This is a genomic window from Amycolatopsis ponsaeliensis (assembly GCF_030182635.1).
Taxonomy (GTDB): domain Bacteria; phylum Actinomycetota; class Actinomycetes; order Mycobacteriales; family Pseudonocardiaceae; genus Amycolatopsis; species Amycolatopsis ponsaeliensis.
In genome coordinates this window covers 64,240-81,851 of sequence record NZ_JAPZLD010000053.1, presented here as the reverse complement: position 1 = coordinate 81,851, position 17,612 = coordinate 64,240, and the positions used below count along the sequence as shown (strand labels likewise).

General features: G+C 73.0%; 16 protein-coding genes. 9 read left to right on the top strand and 7 right to left on the bottom strand.

Going from position 1 to position 17,612, the window contains the following annotated elements; all coding sequences use genetic code 11:
- Window positions 1–331: 331 nt before the first annotated feature.
- The 3 genes from QQ657_RS47485 (at window position 332) to QQ657_RS47475 (ending at window position 7,479) form a co-directional block, all read left to right on the top strand.
- The gene (locus QQ657_RS47485) at window positions 332–3,292 is read left to right on the top strand and encodes a tetratricopeptide repeat protein (protein ID WP_284749016.1); all 2,961 of its coding nucleotides are present in this window, start codon (window positions 332–334) and stop codon (window positions 3,290–3,292) included.
- Between the two features lie 99 nt (window positions 3,293–3,391).
- A complete protein-coding gene (locus QQ657_RS47480) occupies window positions 3,392–4,588 on the top strand; it encodes an amidohydrolase family protein (RefSeq protein ID WP_284749015.1) in 1,197 nt (398 codons plus the stop codon).
- Window positions 4,589–4,725: 137 nt separating this feature from the next.
- Window positions 4,726–7,479, top strand: a complete 2,754-nt coding sequence (locus QQ657_RS47475; RefSeq protein WP_284749014.1) for an ATP-binding protein — start codon at window positions 4,726–4,728, stop codon at window positions 7,477–7,479.
- On the opposite strand, the gene QQ657_RS47470 is transcribed toward QQ657_RS47475, so the two are convergent.
- Complete coding sequence (locus QQ657_RS47470; RefSeq protein ID WP_284749013.1) at window positions 7,444–8,238, bottom strand: alpha/beta hydrolase; 795 nt, start codon at window positions 8,236–8,238, stop codon at window positions 7,444–7,446. The two genes, QQ657_RS47475 and QQ657_RS47470, sit on opposite strands and share 36 nt — an antisense overlap.
- A gap of 51 nt (window positions 8,239–8,289) precedes the next feature.
- Between QQ657_RS47470 and QQ657_RS47465 the strand changes: the two genes are divergently transcribed.
- Both QQ657_RS47465 and QQ657_RS47460 read left to right on the top strand, forming a co-directional pair.
- On the top strand, window positions 8,290–8,895 hold the full coding sequence (locus QQ657_RS47465; RefSeq protein WP_284749012.1) for an SGNH/GDSL hydrolase family protein: 606 nt from the start codon (window positions 8,290–8,292) through the stop codon (window positions 8,893–8,895).
- A gap of 23 nt (window positions 8,896–8,918) precedes the next feature.
- Complete coding sequence (locus QQ657_RS47460; protein ID WP_284749011.1) at window positions 8,919–9,335, top strand: DUF6924 domain-containing protein; 417 nt, start codon at window positions 8,919–8,921, stop codon at window positions 9,333–9,335.
- Window positions 9,336–9,339: 4 nt separating this feature from the next.
- Here QQ657_RS47460 and QQ657_RS47455 read toward each other — a convergent pair whose 3' ends face one another.
- The 3 genes from QQ657_RS47455 to QQ657_RS47445 are packed head-to-tail and all read right to left on the bottom strand — an operon-like array spanning window position 9,340 to window position 13,074.
- Window positions 9,340–10,476, bottom strand: a complete 1,137-nt coding sequence (locus QQ657_RS47455; RefSeq protein WP_284749010.1) for an iron-containing alcohol dehydrogenase family protein — start codon at window positions 10,474–10,476, stop codon at window positions 9,340–9,342.
- Window positions 10,477–10,486: 10 nt separating this feature from the next.
- Complete coding sequence (locus QQ657_RS47450; RefSeq protein ID WP_284749009.1) at window positions 10,487–11,977, bottom strand: aldehyde dehydrogenase family protein; 1,491 nt, start codon at window positions 11,975–11,977, stop codon at window positions 10,487–10,489.
- On the bottom strand, window positions 11,965–13,074 hold the full coding sequence (locus QQ657_RS47445) for a mandelate racemase/muconate lactonizing enzyme family protein (protein ID WP_284749008.1): 1,110 nt from the start codon (window positions 13,072–13,074) through the stop codon (window positions 11,965–11,967). Before QQ657_RS47445 ends, QQ657_RS47450 begins: the two co-directional genes overlap by 13 nt.
- A 97-nt stretch (window positions 13,075–13,171) precedes the next feature.
- On the opposite strand from QQ657_RS47445, the gene QQ657_RS47440 reads away from it, so the two are divergent.
- The 3 genes from QQ657_RS47440 (at window position 13,172) to QQ657_RS47430 (ending at window position 15,229) form a co-directional block, all read left to right on the top strand.
- Window positions 13,172–13,975, top strand: coding sequence for an IclR family transcriptional regulator (locus QQ657_RS47440; RefSeq protein ID WP_284749007.1), 804 nt, complete (start codon window positions 13,172–13,174; stop codon window positions 13,973–13,975).
- A 99-nt stretch (window positions 13,976–14,074) separates the two neighbouring features.
- Complete coding sequence (locus tag QQ657_RS47435; protein ID WP_284749006.1) at window positions 14,075–14,656, top strand: hypothetical protein; 582 nt, start codon at window positions 14,075–14,077, stop codon at window positions 14,654–14,656.
- A gap of 69 nt (window positions 14,657–14,725) precedes the next feature.
- Entirely contained in the window at window positions 14,726–15,229 is a 504-nt protein-coding gene (locus QQ657_RS47430) for a hypothetical protein (protein ID WP_284749005.1), read from the top strand.
- A gap of 92 nt (window positions 15,230–15,321) precedes the next feature.
- Here the strand turns inward: QQ657_RS47430 and QQ657_RS47425 are convergent, their stop codons facing one another.
- From QQ657_RS47425 to QQ657_RS47415, 3 genes are all read right to left on the bottom strand, one after another.
- Window positions 15,322–15,657, bottom strand: a complete 336-nt coding sequence (locus QQ657_RS47425; protein ID WP_284749004.1) for a hypothetical protein — start codon at window positions 15,655–15,657, stop codon at window positions 15,322–15,324.
- 157 nt (window positions 15,658–15,814) lie between these two features.
- Window positions 15,815–16,291 (bottom strand): DinB family protein, encoded by a 477-nt coding sequence (locus QQ657_RS47420; protein ID WP_284749003.1) that lies wholly within the window; start codon window positions 16,289–16,291, stop codon window positions 15,815–15,817.
- 20 nt (window positions 16,292–16,311) lie between these two features.
- On the bottom strand, window positions 16,312–16,911 hold the full coding sequence (locus QQ657_RS47415; RefSeq protein WP_284749002.1) for an SAM-dependent methyltransferase: 600 nt from the start codon (window positions 16,909–16,911) through the stop codon (window positions 16,312–16,314).
- Between the two features lie 67 nt (window positions 16,912–16,978).
- On the opposite strand from QQ657_RS47415, the gene QQ657_RS47410 reads away from it, so the two are divergent.
- Entirely contained in the window at window positions 16,979–17,563 is a 585-nt protein-coding gene (locus QQ657_RS47410) for a helix-turn-helix domain-containing protein (protein ID WP_284749001.1), read from the top strand.
- Window positions 17,564–17,612: the final 49 nt, after the last annotated feature.

Genomic DNA, 17,612 nt, shown 5'->3' with positions numbered 1-17,612 from the left:
GACTGGTTGGGCACCGGGACGCGGGGGGCCCCCGGCAGCGGGGGAGGGTGGGACTTGCTGCCGCGGGGGCGGCGGAGGGTGGGGGCTGCCCGCTCCCCCTTCCCGCAGGGACGCCCCGGTCCGCGTCGGCGCGGAAGCGGCTTCGCGACTACGTAACGGGACGTACGAACCGGGATCACCACCGGCTCGCGCACGAGCCGGACCATCAGGACGCGGTGGAACAGGGTCTTTGGCCCTGAAACAGGAACCGTGATCACGCCGATCCATTACCTCGGAACTTCGGCAGCCGACAGTCGGCGCCGTGACACTGCGGGCGACAGGAGACGGTCTGATGTCGGAGCCTCACACACCAGGTCAAGCGGGTTTCTATGGACGGCAAGACGAGCAACGGCGGCTGCGTGGCCTCCTTGATGACGTACTGGCCGCGCCCAGGGATGAAACGCCTTCGTGGGCGCAGGTCGCCGTCATCCACGGCCTGGGCGGCATCGGCAAGTCAAGCCTGCTGAACCGCCTCGACGACCTGTTGCGGGGCAGCCAGGCCGTCGACAGCTACCGCAGGCACTTCACGGTGGTCCGGGTGAACTGGGAGAACGAGCGGGAACGCTACCCCGCTCAGTACCCGGTCGACGTCGGGCCGACGCTGGACACCGTGCTCGATGCCCTGCACACCGCCTGCGACGACGCCGGCGTGCGCCGGACGCTGAAGTCGTACCGGGACTTCACCGTCCGGAGGCATGAGGTGCTGCGCAAGCTGCAGCGCCGCATCGCGCCGGCTGCCGCCGCAGAGAAGGACGACCGGGACAGCTCGAAGACCGCGCAGCTCATGGAGGTGCTGCTGCAACTCGGCCCCACGGTCGGGTTACCGCTGGTGGCCGCACCGGACAAGGTGGCCAAGCTCCTCCAGGTGGGTGCCGACGAAGCACGCCAGCTCGTGGATCACATCCTTAAGCGAGCCCGCGGCGTCCTCACCACCGAGGAATTCGCCCTGTTCATCCGACCGGAACAGGCGCTCGTCGACGCGTTCGCCGACGGGCTGCGCGCCGCAAGAAGTCCGCTCATCGTGCTCCTGGACACCTACGAGATCGTGGAACGTGTCGGCCCCTGGTTGCGCCGCCTGATGTCCCGCTGCGGACCGCGGGTGGCCTGGGTGATAGCGGGCCGGGTGGGCGGCGAACAGCCCAGCCTGTCCGGGGAGCTGGCCGCGTTTCGCCGGGAGGTCAAGCCGGGCGGTCGGCTACGGAGCCTCGCGTTAGGCGGCTTCGCGGAGGACGACCTGGTCGCCTACCTCAGCCGCCTCGCCCCGGCCCGTCCTCCCACATCCGACGACTTGGACGAGTTGTACCGAGCGACTCATGGCATCCCGTTGGCAGTACGGACGGCCTTGGCACTTTGGCGAAGCGGGGTCCCGCTGAATCAGATCACCAGCGAGCTACCGATCGGTCACTCGCACGAGACGCTGGCGCAAATCATGACCGAGCAATTCCTGCGTCACCTGGAACGCAGCGATCCGCATGAGGACCGATTTCGGCTGCTCGCGCTGGCTCTTGCCGACTCCTCGGCCGATCCGGAGCTGGTCGGGGCATTGTGGGGCATCCCGGACCGGCAGGAGACAGTACGTGCGCTGCGTGGTCTGGCCGAGCGACACGACTTCGTGTTCGCGGCTTCGCTGCGACTGCACGACGTGGTACGAGACGTGTTCCGCCGCTACTTGCTGGACCCGGTTCGCCGCGCGGACGTAGCCGAAGCGAATCGACGGGCCATCACGCTGCTGGAGGAGCGGCTCGTCATCCGCAACTCGCGGCATGCGCTTCTCGAGGATCGCATCCGCGACGAGCGTTGGGCGGGTACGGTCAGCGCACTGAACTGGCACCGGTTCTGGGCCGACACCGAGGCCGGCTGGGATACCACGTTGATCGCTGCGCCCATCACCCTGGGATACCGTGACCGCCTCAACGACGTCCTGCTCGAACACGCCGCGTTGTTCGCGGACACCTGCACCACCGAGGAACGCGACCGGTTGGATACGCTACGCCAGGGTACTGTCCAACAGATCGTCGACCTGATCACACGGCGGCCAGAAAACGGGAACCCGCAACCGGATGACGGTTGCCAGGACGAACGGACCGCGCTCATCGCGGTGTTGTCCGCCGAGCAAGCCCACAACCGGCCCGCGGTGGCCTTGGATCGCTATCGCCACGCGAAAAGTCTGATGCCCGACGACAGTCAACGGTTGCGCGAGCTCATCGGCAATGGCCTCTGGTCATTATCGAAGGAGGTCGGGTGGTCCACGGAGAAGCGAGCATGGATCGCATCGGAGCCGGCCTTGGAAGCGGCGAGGCTGACCACCGAGGTCCACCCCGAGAGCGCGCTCACATGGGGACGGTACGGCATCATCCTGAGAGCGTTCGGCAAGAACGAAGACGCGCTCGGTGCGTTCGACCACGAGGCAGAACTCGAACCGGACGACCCCATTCCCCATCAATGGCGAGGCCTCGTCCTGCTCGACCTTCGTCGTGCCCGCGAAGCGTTGGCGGCTTTCGACCGCGCCCTCCGGATCGACCCGACCTACGAAATGGTCCACTCGTGGCGTGCCGACTGCCTGCTCTGGTTGGGCCAGCATGCGGATGCGGTGAGAAGCTACCATCGAGCCCTTGCGCTCGGTGACGAGTCGGCACGCACCTACCGGGGCCTGGGAGTGGTTCTCCAGTGCCTTCATCGAAGCGCCGAAGCACTGGAGATGTTCTCGAAAGCCATCGATGTCGACCCGTTCGACGAATCCGCATACAGCAGCATTGCCTACGTGCACGGTGTCGCGGGACAACTCGACGACGCACTCGAGTGGGCGGACCGCGGCCTCCGGCGCAAACCGTCGAGCTCGCTACTGCTCAGCCGGCGTGGTTGGCTCTTGGCCCAGCAAGGTCAGCTGGACGACGCCGAGTCCACCCTGCTCGAAGTCACCGCCGGCGGCGGAGACGGGACTCGCCGGGCCCTACTCGTGCTGGGCGCCATCGCCTGGCATCGAGGCGACGTGCGTTCGGCCGAGCAGCTGTTCACCACGTTATTGTCGACACCACACTCGCCGCGTATCTACACGCCACCCGTGCAGGAATCACAGCAGCTCGCTATCGCGGGGCTCTGCATCGGCCGGCCGAAGCAGGCGATCGAGGCGTTCCGCGCGGCAAGATCCGCGGAACCGACCACCGAGCTGGCTCTTGGTTGGCTACTGGACCTGCTGGGTCGTGCCCCGGAACCCCCTCCCGAACTGGCGGAACTCCGAGAGCTGAGCCGATGACCTGCTCTGCGGTCGGGTGCCGGCGCGGCCGGATCTCCGTACCGCGTCTCCGTACTCGCCCCGACGCCCCGACCCCGAAAACCGGTGATCGTGGCCCGCATGACGAAACAGCTTGTGATCACCGAGCGGCGCAGGCTCACCGCCGTGCGCGCGGCTCGGTTGTTCGATGGTGCCGGGTCGGCGTTCGTCGCCGATCCGATGGTGGTGCTCGATGGTGCCACGATCCTGGGCGTCGAGTCCGGGGGAACCGTGCCCGAAGGGGCCGACGTCGTCGACCTCGCCGGGACGACCTTGCTGCCCGGGCTGATCGACACGCACGTCCACCTCGCCTTCGACGCCAGTACCGAGCCCGTTGCCCGGCTGGCCGCGCGGGATGACGAGCAGGCGCTCGCCGCCATGGCCGATGCCGGGCGGGCGTCGCTGCGGGCCGGGGTCACCACCGTGCGGGACCTCGGGGACCGCGGTTACCTCTCGCTGTCGCTCAAGGACCGCGCCGACCAGCCGACGCTCGTCGCCGCCGGGCCGCCGATCACCAGTCCCGGCGGGCACTGCCACTTCCTCGGCGGGGTCGCCGACGCGAGCGAGGCAGGCGTGCGGGCGGCGGTTCGCCAGCACGTCGAACGTGGGACCGACGTCATCAAGATCATGGCCAGCGGCGGGACGATGACGCCGGGCACGCGCCAGGAATGCGCGCAGTTCGACCGGGACGTCCTGCGGGCCGCCGTCGACGAGGCCCACCGGCACGGGCTGCCGGTCACCGCGCACGCCCACGGCACCTCGGCCATCGCCGACGCCCTCGCCGCCGGTGTGGACGGCATGGAGCACGTCACGTTCTGGTCCGCCACCGGCGTCGACCACTCCGAGGAACTGCTGCGCGCCGTCGTGGACCAGGGTGTGGCCGTCGGGGCGACGGTCGGCATGGTGCCGGTCGAGGGGCTGGTGCCCCCCGCGGAGATCGCCCAGCGCATGCCGGGCGTCATCGCGAACTACCGGCGGCTCGTCGAGCTCGGTGCGCGGGTCGTCGCCGGCACCGACGCCGGGATCGCTCCGGTCAAGCCCCACGGCGTGCTGCCGTGGGCGCCGCTGATGCTGCGCCAGGTCGGGCTGTCGCCGGCCGACACGCTGCGGGCGATCACCTCGGTCGCGGCGGGCGTGTGCGGGCTCGCGCACCGCAAGGGCCGCGTCGCGCCGGGCTTCGACGCCGACCTGCTGGCCGTCGACGGCGATCCGCTGGCCGATCCGCGGGCGCTGCTCCGGGTCCGCGCGGTGTGCGCGCGAGGGAGGTGGATCGCATGAAGAAGTTCTGGAAGGCCCTGGTCGCGGGCCTGGCGCGGGCCACGTGGTTCCCGGCTCCGATCTGGCCGGCCGGGCCGAAGTCCCGCTGGCCCGGCGAACCCCGCTGAACCGGCCCGGGCGCCGTATCGTTGCTGCGCATGGAGCGGGGCTTCGTCGGCCGGACGGGCGAATTGGACCTGCTGCGCGCCCGCCTCGAGGAGGCGCGGGCCGGGCGCGGCGGGCTCGTGCTCGTCGTCGGCGAGCCGGGCATCGGCAAGACCAGCCTGGCCCGCGAGCTGGCCCGGCACGCCGGGGAAGCGGGCGTCCCGGTCGGCTGGGGACGCGCGAGCGACGACGAGGGCAGCCCGCCCTACTGGGTCTTCCGGCAGCTGGCCCGCTCGCTGGACCGGCCGTTCCCGACCGGGGACACCGGCGGCTCGGCGGAGGCGCGGTTCGCCGCGTTCGAAGCCTTCTCCGACGGCCTGCGCGAAGCGGCCGCGCCACACGGCCTGGTCGCGGTGCTCGACGACGTGCAGTGGGCCGACGCGGCGTCGCTCGCTCTGCTCGTCCATCTGGCCCGCGACCTCGACCGGGCGCCGGTGCTGCTCGTGGCGACCTACCGCGACACCGAGACGACCGGCCGGGAGGCCCTCACCGCGGCGCTCGCGGCACTGGCCCGCGAACCGGTCCTGACCCGGGTCCGGCTGGCCGGGCTGACCGAGGCCGAGGTCGTCGAGCAGCTCGGCCGCGGCGGCGTCTCCCCCGAGCTCGCGACGCTGGTCAGCCGCCGCTCGGGCGGCAACCCGTTCTTCGTGACCGAGCTGGCCCGGCTGGCCGGCACCGCCGGGGACGCGCTGCCGGACGGCGTCGTGGACACCGTCCGCGCGCGGCTGGCCCGGCTGGGCGAGCCGTGCCGCGCGCTCGTCGCGACCGCCGCCGTGCTCGGCCGCGACGTCGACCCGGCCGCGCTCGCCGACGTCACCGGCCGGCCCGCGGCCGACGTCCTGACCGACCTCGACGAGGCCGCGGACGCCGGCATCGTGACCGCGGGGAGCTTCAAGCACGACCTGATCCGGGAGTCCGCGGCGGCCGGGCTGCCGACGGCGGCGCGGCTGACCGCGCACGCCCGGATGGCGGCGTGGCTCGAACGGCGCGACCCGGCCCGGACCTCGGAGATCGCCCACCACTGGCTGGAGTCGCTGCCCGTCGGCGACGCGGCGCGCGCCGCGCGGTGGGCCGAACGGGCCGGTGACCAGGCGCTGGCCGAGCTCGCCTGGGAAAGGGCGGCCGAGCTCTACCGGCGCGCGCTCGAAGCGGCGCCCGTCCCCGCCGCCGACCGCGCGCGGCTGCGGCTCCGGGAAGGGATCGCCCACCTCCGCGGCGGTGAGATCGAGCGGGGCTCCCGGGTCCTCGAGACCGCCGCCGACGCGGCCCGGGAAGCCGGCGACCCGGCGGCGCTGGGCGAGACGGCGCTGGCCATGGAAGGCCTGTCGGACCCGTGGGGCAGCTTCAACGGCGGCAAGATCGCGCGGGAGGCGCTCGCGGGGCTCCCGCCCGGCGACGACCCGCTCCGGGCCCGGCTGCTCGCGCTGCAGGCGGGGGAAGCCGGGTTCCTCGGGGGCGCCGAGGCCGAAACGGCGTCCGCCGAGGCACTGGCGATCGCCGAGCGGCTCGGCGACCCGGACGTGCTCCGCTCGGCCTTGCGCGCCCGGCAGATGGTGCGTTCGGCGCCCGAGGGCGTGCACGAACGGCTCGCCCTCGCCCACCGGATGATCGCGCTCGGCGAGGACCGCGACGACGCCGACGTCGAGCTGTGGGGCCGGTTGTGGCGGTTCGACGCGCTGCTCATGCTCGGCCGGCTCGGCGAGGCGGAGCAGGAACTGGGGGCGCTGCGGCCGCTCGCCGACCGCCTCCGCCGTCCGCTGGCGCGGTGGCACCACCTGCGCAGTTCCGCCACGCTCGCCATCGCGCGCGGGCAGTTCGACGACGCCGTCGAAGCGATCCGGCAGAGCTTCGCGCTCGTCGCCGACCGGGCGCACATGTCGCTGCAGGGCGTGCCGATCTCCGTGCTCGCCGCCATCGCGGGGCTCACCGGCCGGACCAGCCTGGTGACGCCCGCGATGGAGCGCATCTTCGCCGAGAACGCCCCGCCGTTCGTCGGGCTGCTGCACGCCGCGTGGCCGCTGCAGGCCGGCGACCGGGCCCGGGCGGGCGACCTCTACCGCCGGGTTTCCGTACCCGAATCGGCACCGGTGCCCGCGACGCTGCCCGTGGCCGCGGCCGCCGTGGAGCTGGGCGCGGAGTTCGGCCCGCCGGAAGTCGTCGAGCGGGCCGCGGCGCTCCTGCGTCCGCACGCCGGGCTGTTCGTGACCGGCGGCGCGGGCTCGGTCCTCGTCAGCGGCTCGGTCCGCCAGTACCTCGGGCTCGCGGCCGCGTCCGCCGGGCGGCTCGACGAAGCGGTCCGGGAGTTCAAGCTCGCGATCGCGGCCGACGACGAGGCCGGCACACCGCCCTACGCCGCGCTGGCTCGCTTCGGGCTGGCAAAGGTGCTCGCGCGGCGCGCTCGCCCAGGCGACGTCGACGAAGCTCTCGGGCTCGCCGCGTCCGTTTCGGCCGCGGCCGACCGGCTCGGGATGGCCCCGCTGCGCGAGAAGGCCGACGCGCTGGCGGCCACGCTGCGCGGAGACGCGCCGGGCCCGCTGACCCGGCGCGAACGGGAAGTCGCCGCGCACGTCGCCGACGGCCTGACGAACAAGCAGATCGCCGCCCTGCTGCACATTTCCGAGCGGACGGCGGAAAGCCACGTGCAGCACATCCTCACCAAGCTCGGCTTCACCCACCGCGCCCGGATCGCGACCTGGGTGACGGCGAACGGGTCAGCGCGGGACCAGCGACAGCACCGCGTCGAGTAGTTCGGGTCCTTCGAGCAGCACCGGATCGTTGTGGTCGGCGTCCGGGACCTCCACCAGCCGCGCGGACGCCGCCGCGGCGACCTCCCGGCTCTGGGCCGGCGGGACGATCGAGTCGCGGCCGCCCAGGACCACGACGGTGGGGACGCGCAGGCGGGCGACCTCGTCCCGGACCGGGAACCGGTCGCGCAGCAGCAGCCGCACCGGCAGGTACGGGTAGATCTCGGCGCCGACGGCGGCGAGGTCCACGAACGGCGACCGCAGGAGCAGTCCGGCCGGCGGGTGCTCGAGAGCGAGTTCGGCGACGACGGCGCAGCCGAGGCTTTCGCCGTAGAACAGGATCCGTTCCGGCGGCACGCGCCGGTCTTCGACGAGGAAGCGGTAGGCCGCGCGGACGTCGAGAGCCAGGCCGGCCTCGTCGGGGTCGCCGGAATTGCCGCCGTAGCCCCGGTAGTCGAACGTCAGCACGGCCAGCCCGGCCCGCGCGAGCTTCGCGGCCAGCGGCGCCCGGCCGGCCCGGTTGCCGCCGTTGCCGTTGGCGACGAGGACGGTCGCTTGGGGTGCCTGGGCGGGTCGGCTGAACGAAGCGCCCAGCTCCAGGCCGTCTGCGGTGCGGAGCCGGACGTCCTCGGCCCCGGGCAGGGCGGGCACGGGCGTGGTGTCCGGCTGGTAGATCAGGCGGCGCTGGAAGATCCACACGAGCGCCAGGACCAGGACGGCGACCAGCACCAGCCCGAGCAGCACCTGCACGGTCCTGGTCAAGGGCACCCACCCCCGGGAGACAACGACGGGGTTCGCGCGTTGTACGAGTCGATGACCATTCTCCGATTCTCCGTCCTCGGCGACTCCTTGGCGGCCGGCGTGGGTGCCGCACGCCCCGAGGACACGCTCGGGCAGCGGCTCGCCCGGCGGTTGCGCGCGGCGGGACACGCCGTGGACCTGCACGGCTTCGGGGTGCCCCGCGCCCGATCCGACGACTTGGAACGCCAGGTCGGCGTCGCGCTCCGCACCGGCGTGGACCTGGCGCTGATCGTGATCGGGACGAACGACCTCGCGAGGTTCGTCCCCCCGGCGATCGCGGCCGGCCAGCTGCACGAGGCGGTGGCCCGGCTGGTCGGCGCCGGGTCTCGGGCCCTCGTGGTCCCGGCGCCCGACCTGGGGATCGTCTCGTGGGTGCCGGCGCAGTACCGGCAGCTGGTCACCGCGGCGAGCGGCCAGTACGCGCGGGCCCAGGCCGACGCGGTCATCCGGGCGGGCGGCGCGGTGGCGGCCCCGGGCCCGGAACTCGGCGCGCGGTTCGCCGCGGATCCCGCGCTGTTCTCGGCGGACCGGTTCCACCCGTCGTCGGCCGGGTACGGGGTGATCGCGGACGCCTTGGCGCCCCACGTACTGGCCGTGGCGGCCGATCTCGCCGCGTAGCCGGGCGCCGCTATGGTTCGTCGATGACCGCGCTACCGGGCATCCCGGTCCTCGTTCGCACCTGGTTCGGCGACGACGATGCCTGGGCCGCCCTGGCCGAGGAAGTCGGGACACCCAGCGAAGACGGCTTCCTGGCCAACGTCACGCCGGTGGACGACCCGGCGTTCGAGGGCCTGACCGCGGAAGCGTTGCGGGACAAGCAGACCGGCGGGCCGATCGTCTCCTTCCTCGCCGACGAGACGACCCTCACCAGTGCCGGGCACCCGGTCCTGGCCGTCTGGGTGCTCCCGCACCGGGACGGCGAGCAGCGCGACCTCGCGCCGTTCCGGGTCGTGCCCGCCGAGCTGTGGAGCGTGGAGAACAACATCACCCTGGCGAATATGGACTGGGCGGACTTCACCCACGCGACCGGCCCGGACGGCGTCTTCCGCGGCTTCTGAGGCGTCAATACACCGAATCCAGCAGCTCGGCCACCTCCGCCTCCGACGGCAGCCGAGGCGCGTTCTTCGTGACCGCGTCCGCGACCGCGTCCGCCGCGATCGCCGGGAGGTCGTCCCGGGTGACGCCGAGTTCGCGCAGCGGCCGCTTGATCTCGATCGCCCCCGAAATCTCGCGGACCGCCTCGATCGCCGCCCCCGTCCAGTCCGACGCCGGCGGCAGGCTCAACGCGCGAGCCGTCGCTTCGTACGCCTGAGCCGCGGCCGGGGCGCTGAACGCCATCACCTCCTCCAGCACCGCCGCCAGCGCGACGCCGTGCGGGGTGCCCGTGTGCGCGGTCAGCGCGTGGCCGATCCCGTGGACCAGTCCGAGCCCCGACAACGTCAGCGCGTGCCCGGCCAGGTGCGCGCCGAGCATCAGCCCGGAGCGCGCCTCCAGGTCGGCGCCGTCGCGGTAGGCCGCCGGGAGCCAGCGTCCGACCAGGCTCACCGCTTGTGTCGCGTAGGCCGCCGAGAACGGCGTCGACCCGCGCGACGCCAGGGATTCGATGCCGTGGACCAGGGCGTCCAGGCCGGTCGCGGCGGTGACGCGCGCGGGCAGGCCGAGCGTCAGTTCCGGGTCCAGGACGGCGATCCGCGGCTTCACCGACGAGTGTCCGATGTAGACCTTCCGGCGAGCGCACCGGTCCTCGGTGACGCCGAACCCGTTGGTCTCGGCGCCGGTGCCGGCCGTGGTGGGCACCGCGATCAGGGGCAGGCCGTCGCCCGCGTCCCACAGCCGGTCCGCGTCCGCCGCGGCCGCTCCCGGGTTGCCGGCGAGCAGGGAGATGCCCTTCGCCGCGTCCAGGGCCGATCCGCCGCCGAGCGCGAGCACGGCCGCGACGCCGAACGCACGCAGGCGGGCGGCCCCGCGATCGAGCTCCGCCGTCGACGGGTTCGGGCCGACGTCCTCGTGGAAGGCGTGCTCGACCCCGGCCACGGCCAGGATTTTCTCGACGCGCTCGACGATCCCGGTCGCGCGCAGGCCGCGGTCGGTCACCACGAAAACCCTGGTGTGGCCCAGGGATTCGACGAAACCGGGCAGTTCGGCCAGGACGCCGGGGCCGTATTCGGTGCGGCCGGTCGGTTCCACGGACAGGCGCATGCGATCTCCTTCAGAGAACCGGGAGGTTGAGCCAGGTCGTCTTGAGGGCGGTGTAGGCGTCGAGGGCGTGCAGCGACTTGTCCCGGCCCGCGCCGGTCGCCTTGAAGCCGCCGAACGGGGTGATCACGTCGCTCGCGTCGAAGGTGTTGATCCACACCGTGCCGGCGCGCAACCGCCGCGCGACGCGGTGGGCCGTCGTGACGTCGCGGGTCCAGACCGACGCGACCAGACCGTAGTCCGTGCCGTTGGCCAGGCGGAGACCTTCCTCGGGCGAGCCGTCGTAGGTGAGCACCGACAGCACCGGCCCGAAGACCTCTTCGCGCTCGATGGTCGTGCCGGGCCGGACACCGTCCACAATGGTCGGTTCCATGGTCAGCCCGGCGTGCCCGCCGCCGTGCACGATCGTCCCGCCTTCGGCACGCGCGGTGTCGAGGTAGCCGAGGACACGGTCGAGCTGGACATCGTCGACGAGCGGGCCGAGCACGGTCGCCGGGTCGAGCGGGTCGCCGGACCGGAACGTCTCCTCGGTGATCTTGACGACCTCGGCGAGCAGCTCGTCCTTCAGCGCGGCCGGCACGATCACCCGGGAGCCGGCGTTGCACGTCTGGCCGGCGTTGTAGAAGATGCCCCAGGCCACGGCGGACGCCGCGGCGGAGAGGTCGGCGTCGGGCAGGACCAGCTGCGGCGACTTGCCGCCCGCCTCCACCGCGACCTGCTTGCCGTTCGACTCCCCCGCGTAGACCTGGAACAGCCGCGCGACCTCGGCCGAGCCGGTGAAGGCGATCTTGTCCACGTCCGGGTGCCGGCCGAGGGCCTGCCCCGCGACCTCGCCGCGGCCCGGGACGACGTTCAGCACACCGTCCGGCAGGCCGGCTTCGGTCGCCAGCCGCGCCAGCAACAGCGTCGCCAGTGACGTCTGCTCGGCCGGCTTGAGCACCACGGAGTTGCCGGTGGCCAAGGCCGGGCCGAGCTTCCACGACGCGATGAGCAGGGCGTAGTTCCACGGCACGACCGCGCCGACCACGCCGAGGGGCTCGCGCGTGATCCAGGCGAGCGCGTCGCCGGGCGCGGGCGCGACCTCGTCGTAGGTCTTGTCGATCGTCTCGGCGTACCAGGCGATCGTCTCGGCGGTCTTGGCGACGTCGACGCGCTGCGACTCGCTGATCGGCTTGCCCATTTCGAGCGTGTCGAGCAGGGCGAGCTCCGCCGTGTGCGCCGTGACGAGCTCGGCCCAGCGCAGCAGGATCCGCTTGCGCTCGCGCGGCGGCAGGTCGCGCCAGCGTCCGTCCTCGAAGGACTCGCGGGCCGCCCGAACCGCGCGGTCGACGTCTTCCGCGCTGCCCGCGGGGATGTCCGCGAGCACCCGGCCGTCGCGCGGGGACACGCTGGGGAACGTCGCGTCCGAAGTGGACTCGACGAACCTCCCGCCGATGAAGGGCCGGGGCTCGGGCGTCAGCCGCCCGGCAGCCGCGAGCCAGTCCTGGTGGGTCAGATCCGCCACCGGTCCACCGCCTCCTCGTCCAGTTCGATGCCCAGGCCGGGCCGGGCCGGGACGTCCAGCTCGCCGGCCGGGGTGATCATCACGGGTTCGGCCAGCATGAAGTCGCGGCGCTCGGGCGTCCAGCCGGGCGGGTCCCACGGGAACTCGAAGTACGGGCCGCCGCCGACGCCGGCCGAGACGTGCAGGTTGGCCAGCACGCCGATGCCGTTGGTCCAGCTGTGCGGGGTGAACGCGCGGTGCTTGAGCTGCGCGAGCTCGGCCAGCGTCCGCGCGCGGTGCATGCCGACCGCGAGCACGACGTCCATCTGGTAGACGTCGAGGACGTCTTCTTCGAGGTAGCGCAGGAGCTCCGGCACCGAGTGGTGCATCTCCCCCGCGGCGATCCGCACGCCCGGGTTCTCCGCCCGGAGCGTCTTGAAGCCGTCGAGGTCGTGGTAGGGCAGGGGTTCCTCGACCCAGAAGACGTCCAGCTCGGCCAGCCGGCGCACCAGCTTCCGGGTCCGGGCCAGGTCGGCCGCGGGGCTCGTGTCGCCCGCCATCCGCCAGGACTGGTTGAGGTCGACCATGATGTCGAAGTCCGGGCCGAGTGCGTCGCGGACGGCGGTCACCGCGGCGACGCCGTCGGCCACGTGGTCGCGGTCGATGCGGATCTTCATGGCGCGGAACCCGGCTTCCCGGGCGCTCAGGGCCGTCTCGACACGCTCTTCGGGCGACTTCAGCTCGGCCGAGGAGGCGTAGGCGGGCAGCGAGCGGGCCGAGTTGCCGAACAGCGTCGCCACCGGCAGGCCCGCGACCTGGCCGATGATGTCCCAGAGGGCGACCTCGAGCGGCCAGAAGCAGCCGCCGTGGAAGTTGGCCGTCTCGATGGCCTTGACGTGCCGGACGATGTCGAGGGGGTCCTCGCCGAGGAACAGGTGCTCGACGGCTTCGAACCCGGCCATGGTGTCGCCGGAGCCGATGCCGGTGACGCCGTCGTCGGTGCGGACGCGCACGATCGTGGCGTCGAAGTGGCGCCGCGGGTCCGGGTCCCAGGCCGCCCGCAGCGGCGGGTCCAGGTCCAGCCGCAGCCGGTCGAGGGTGATCGCGGTGATCTTCATCGGTCACCACGCTAGGAGCGCCCGGAACCGCGGGCAAGACATCGCAACCCGGGTTGCGACGGCGCCAACCGCGGGTGGTCGCTGTTAGTTTTTGCGCATGGCACTCGCGGACGACACCCGGCGCCCGGGACACGGCCTCCGCCGCGACCTCGACCTGCTGGAAGCACTCGCCTCGCCCGAAGCGCAGCGCGCCGGCGAGCTGGGCGTCGTGCGGCTCGCGCAGCTCACCGGGCGGGAGAAGAGCCAGGTCTCACGAGCGCTCAAGGCGCTCGCCGAAGAGGGCGTCGTCGAACGCGATCCCGACACGCTCGGCTACCGCCTCGGCCGGCGGCTGTTCTCCCTCGTCGCCCGGACCGCCGAGGACCGCCTCGTCCGGGCCGCCGAGCCGGTGATGCGGGACCTGTCCGCCGAGCTCGAAGAGACCAACCACCTCTGCGTCCTGCGCGATCAGGACGTGCTGACCCTGCTGTCGGTGTCCGGGCATTCCTTCCGCGTGCACGGCTGGGAGGGCCGCGGTGTCCCGGCGCACTGCACGTCGGCGGGGCGCGTGCTGCTGCTCGACGCCTCCCCGGACGACCTCTACGTCCGGTTTTCCCCGCACCACGCGCTTTCCGAAGGGCACGCTCTGCCCGAGCTGTGGGCGAAGATCCAGCAGGCCCGCCGGGACGGCTACGCCCGCGTCCGCGAGGAGTTCGAGGAGGGCCTGGTCGGGGTGTCGGCCCCGATCCGGGACTTCCGCGGCCGGGTCGCCGCCGCGCTGAACGTCTCCGCGCCCGCCGGACGGCTCGGGGACCGTCTCGACGCCGCGGGCCGCGTCACCGCGGAAGCCGCCGCGCGGGTCTCCGCGCAGCTCGGCTGGGACGAGCAGCCGAAACCGCCGTCCACCGCGCGGCTCACCTGACGAGTCTCCACAGTGGATGGTCGGCGGCTCCCTCCCGGGAGGGGGCGGCTGATACCTCGGCGGGAGGTCCCGGCGCCCGCGCCCGGACAGACTCGGCGCATGACCGCACCACTCACCGGCTCCCCCGCCGTCCGCGTCCCGCCGCGGTGGGCCGTCCTCGCCGCCCACGCCGTTCCGCTGGTCACCCTGCCGTCCGGGATCTGGCGGCTCTTCCTCGCGGCCGGCGTCGACCTCGGGCTGCGGCCGTACCACGCGATCGGGTTCGGCGAAGCCGGCTACATCGTCGGGCTGAGCGTCGTTTCCGAGGCACTGGCCCTGCTCACGCTCGGCCTCGTCCGGCCGTGGGGCGAGCGCGTCCCACGGTGGATCCCCGTGCTCGGCGGGCGCCGGGTCGCGCCGTACGCGGCGATCGTCCCGGCAGCCGCCGGTGCGGTGGCGCTGGCGGTGATCTGGGCGTACGCCTTCCGCGACTTCCCCGGGCTGGGCGCGGTGACGTTCGCGGGGCCGGGCTGGCACGTCCTGCTCGTCGCCTGTTACCTGCCGCTGCTGCTCTGGGCGCCGCTGCTGGGTGCCGTCACGTGGGCGTACTGGCACCGGCGTTGCCGCGACGCCCGGCCATCGGAAAACGGCTGTTTTCCGGAAGAAACCGCCGATGCCGGTGCGAGTTCCGAAACCGGCTGACATCACGTTTAAACGCCGGGAACGGCCGTTCAATGAGCGGCTTACCCGAAAGCGTGCTATTCGATCTCTATGACCGAATCACCGAACTACCCGAACTATCCCGAGTCCGCCGCCGCCGGCCAGCCGGCGGCGGCTCCCGCTCGCCCCAGCACGGTCGAATACGCTTTCTGGGCGTTCATCGCTTCGACCGTCATCGGGCTCGTCGGCGGATTGTTGATCTTCGGAAATCGTGACGCGATCACCGACGCACTGCGCAATTCGAACACGCGGAACGGCGGCGGCCTGACCGAGACGCAGATCGACCAGGCGGTGAACATCGCGATGGTCACCGCCGTCGTGATCGCCGTGATCATCGCCGCGTTGTACCTGCTTTTCGCGTTCAAGCTGCGCGCCGGCCGCAACTGGGCGCGCATCGTGCTCACGGTGCTCACCGCCCTGTCTCTGCTCTCGCTGCTGGTCGGGCAGAGCACGATCGTCGGCTACGTCGGCGTCCTCGCCGCGGTCGCCGGCGTGGTGCTTTCGTTCATGACGCCGTCGAACGCGTACTTCTCGGCGGCCAGGCCGATCCGCTAGGACCGAGCCCGGGCCCGCCTCGGCACCGGCGGGCCCGGTTCGTCGCGCGGACGACCCGCCTGCTGAGGACGAAGGCGCGGCGCGCCGAGAGTTCAGCGGCCGTCCCACGGGCGGCCGGCCAGCAGGTTCGTCACCCAGCGCAGGGCGATCTCGCAGAGCGCCCCTTCGGCGCCGCGGCGGTGGGCGACCACGTCGTCGTCGCACCAGAGCATCAGGGCCGTCGCGCCACCCGCCGTCGGGGTCAGGCCGATCACCCAGCGCCGGTCGCCGAGGGCGAGGATGCGCTCCGCCGTGACCCAGCGCCCGCGCGAGCCGGTCACCGTCCACGCCGGCATCCGGGCCAGCTCCGCGACCGTCCTCGCCCCGCCGTCCATGCCGCCACTGTCGCACGGCGCGACCGCCGAAGCCGGGAAGTCGGAGCTCGACACCGGGATCCTCGGCCACCGACCGCAACGCCGTCACCGTCGGGCACCCCGGCAGCTCCCGCCGTTCCCCTCGCCACCCGGCCGTCGCTCCCGGCCGCCCGTTCGTGATCAGCGCGCATCCCGTCGTCATACCGGCGGCGCACCCCGCGCCCAGCGTTTCCTACCGGCCCGTGGAACCGTCGATCAGCTCGCGCAGGATGTCGGCGTGGCCGGCGTGGCGGCCGGTCTCCTCGATCATGTGGACCAGCGCCCAGCGCATCGACGGCGGCGTCCCGGTGGGGCGGGCGACCGGCTCGGTCAGGTCGGTGCACGCGTCGATGACGGCGTTGGCCTCCTCGACCGCGGCGCGGTAGCCGGCCAAGAGCGAGGCGGCCGTCTCCTCGGGACGCGGCCGGAACGTGCCGGGCCAGTCGGCCGTGTGCTCGCCGAGGAACGTGAAGCGCTCGACGTGGGTCAGGTGCCGCACCAGGCCCAGCAGCGACGTGCCCGACGGCACGCCGGGCGTCCGGGCCTGCGGTTCCGGCACGCCCTCGGCCTTGGCGGCCACCGCGGCGCGCAGCTGGTCGAGGAACCCGCGCAGCACGTCCTTTTCGCCGGGGCCGGTCCGCGGGGGTGGGGTGTCGCGTCGGCGGGGCATGGCGAGTCCTCCTCGGAAGCTCACTGGGCGCGGCGGATCAGCAGCAGGTGGTCGACGACGTCGGCGACCTGCCCACCGGGCCCGGTGGCGCGGCGGGACAGGGCGTCGGCCCGCTCGACGGTCCATTCGCCGGGATCGAGCTCCAGCGAGCGCGCCACCTCTTCCGCGGAGGCGAACCGTGCGTCCTGGTCCCACGACCACGGCACGACCGACCCGTGGTCGACGACCAGCAGCCGGCCGCCCGGAGACAGCGCATGCGCGGCTTGCCGCAGGACACGAGCGCGCGGCAGGGCGAAGGGCGTGTGCAGGTAGTGCGCCGAGACGAGGTCGAAGCGGCCGGCGGGAAAGGTCGAGGCCAGGTCGTGCCGCTCCGCCGTGGCCCGGTCGCCGAGCCCGAGCTCCCGGGAGACTTCGGCCAGGCGGGCGATCGCGACGCCGGAGATGTCGGCCGCCGTCACGCGCCAGCCGCGGCGGGCGAGCCACAGCGTGTCGCCGCCGGCGCCGCTCCCCAGGTCGAGTGCCGTGCCCGGCTCGAGATCGGCGACGACCTCGGTGAGCCGGACGTTCGCCCGAGGATCGGCTCGCGGCGTCGCGTAGTGGTTGTCCCAGAACGTCGTCATGGACCCCACAGTGCCCGGCACGTGCCGAAGTGGCACGGTTTCTTGCGGTTTCGGCAAGATGGCCGGGGTGACCGACGACTTCGAGGACGTCCTGCACGCCGTCGGCCCCCGGCTGCGGGCCCTGCGCCGCCACCGCGGGCTGACGCTGGCCGAGGTCGCCGGCACCACCGGGGTGTCGGAGAGCACGCTGTCGCGGCTGGAGAGCGGGCAGCGGCGGGCCAGCCTGGAACTGCTGCTGCCGCTGGCCCGCGCCTACGGCGTCCCGCTCGACGACCTCGTCGGGGCGCCCCGCACCGGCGACCCGCGCGTCCACCTCACCCCGATCCACCGCTACGGCATGACGTTCGTGCCGCTGTCGCGGCGGCCGGGCGGCATGCAGGCGTACAAGATGCTCATCCCCGGCAGCGACCACCCGCCCGAGCCGGACCACCAGACCCACGACGGCCACGAGTGGCTCTACGTGCTCCACGGCCGCCTGCGGCTGGTCCTCGGCGAGCACGATCTCGTGCTGCCGGCGGGCGAGGCCGCGGAGTTCGACACGACGCTGCCCCACTGGCTGGGGAGTGCCGACGGGAAGGCCGTCGAGCTGCTCATCCTCTTCGGGCAGCACGGCGAACGGGCCCACCTGCGCGCCCGCGCCACCCGTGACTGAGCGGGTGTCCGGGCGGTGTCAGGCCGGTGTCAGGTCACCCGGCGAAGGT

Coding starts and splice junctions, on each gene's coding strand:
- QQ657_RS47485 (WP_284749016.1), top strand. CDS start 332: ATGTCGGAGCCTCACACACCAGGTCAAGCGGGTTTCTATGGACGGCAA.
- QQ657_RS47480 (WP_284749015.1), top strand. CDS start 3,392: ATGACGAAACAGCTTGTGATCACCGAGCGGCGCAGGCTCACCGCCGTG.
- QQ657_RS47475 (WP_284749014.1), top strand. CDS start 4,726: ATGGAGCGGGGCTTCGTCGGCCGGACGGGCGAATTGGACCTGCTGCGC.
- QQ657_RS47465 (WP_284749012.1), top strand. CDS start 8,290: ATGACCATTCTCCGATTCTCCGTCCTCGGCGACTCCTTGGCGGCCGGC.
- QQ657_RS47460 (WP_284749011.1), top strand. CDS start 8,919: ATGACCGCGCTACCGGGCATCCCGGTCCTCGTTCGCACCTGGTTCGGC.
- QQ657_RS47455 (WP_284749010.1), bottom strand. CDS start 10,476: ATGCGCCTGTCCGTGGAACCGACCGGCCGCACCGAATACGGCCCCGGC.
- QQ657_RS47445 (WP_284749008.1), bottom strand. CDS start 13,074: ATGAAGATCACCGCGATCACCCTCGACCGGCTGCGGCTGGACCTGGAC.
- QQ657_RS47440 (WP_284749007.1), top strand. CDS start 13,172: ATGGCACTCGCGGACGACACCCGGCGCCCGGGACACGGCCTCCGCCGC.
- QQ657_RS47435 (WP_284749006.1), top strand. CDS start 14,075: ATGACCGCACCACTCACCGGCTCCCCCGCCGTCCGCGTCCCGCCGCGG.
- QQ657_RS47430 (WP_284749005.1), top strand. CDS start 14,726: ATGACCGAATCACCGAACTACCCGAACTATCCCGAGTCCGCCGCCGCC.
- QQ657_RS47420 (WP_284749003.1), bottom strand. CDS start 16,291: ATGCCCCGCCGACGCGACACCCCACCCCCGCGGACCGGCCCCGGCGAA.
- QQ657_RS47415 (WP_284749002.1), bottom strand. CDS start 16,911: ATGACGACGTTCTGGGACAACCACTACGCGACGCCGCGAGCCGATCCT.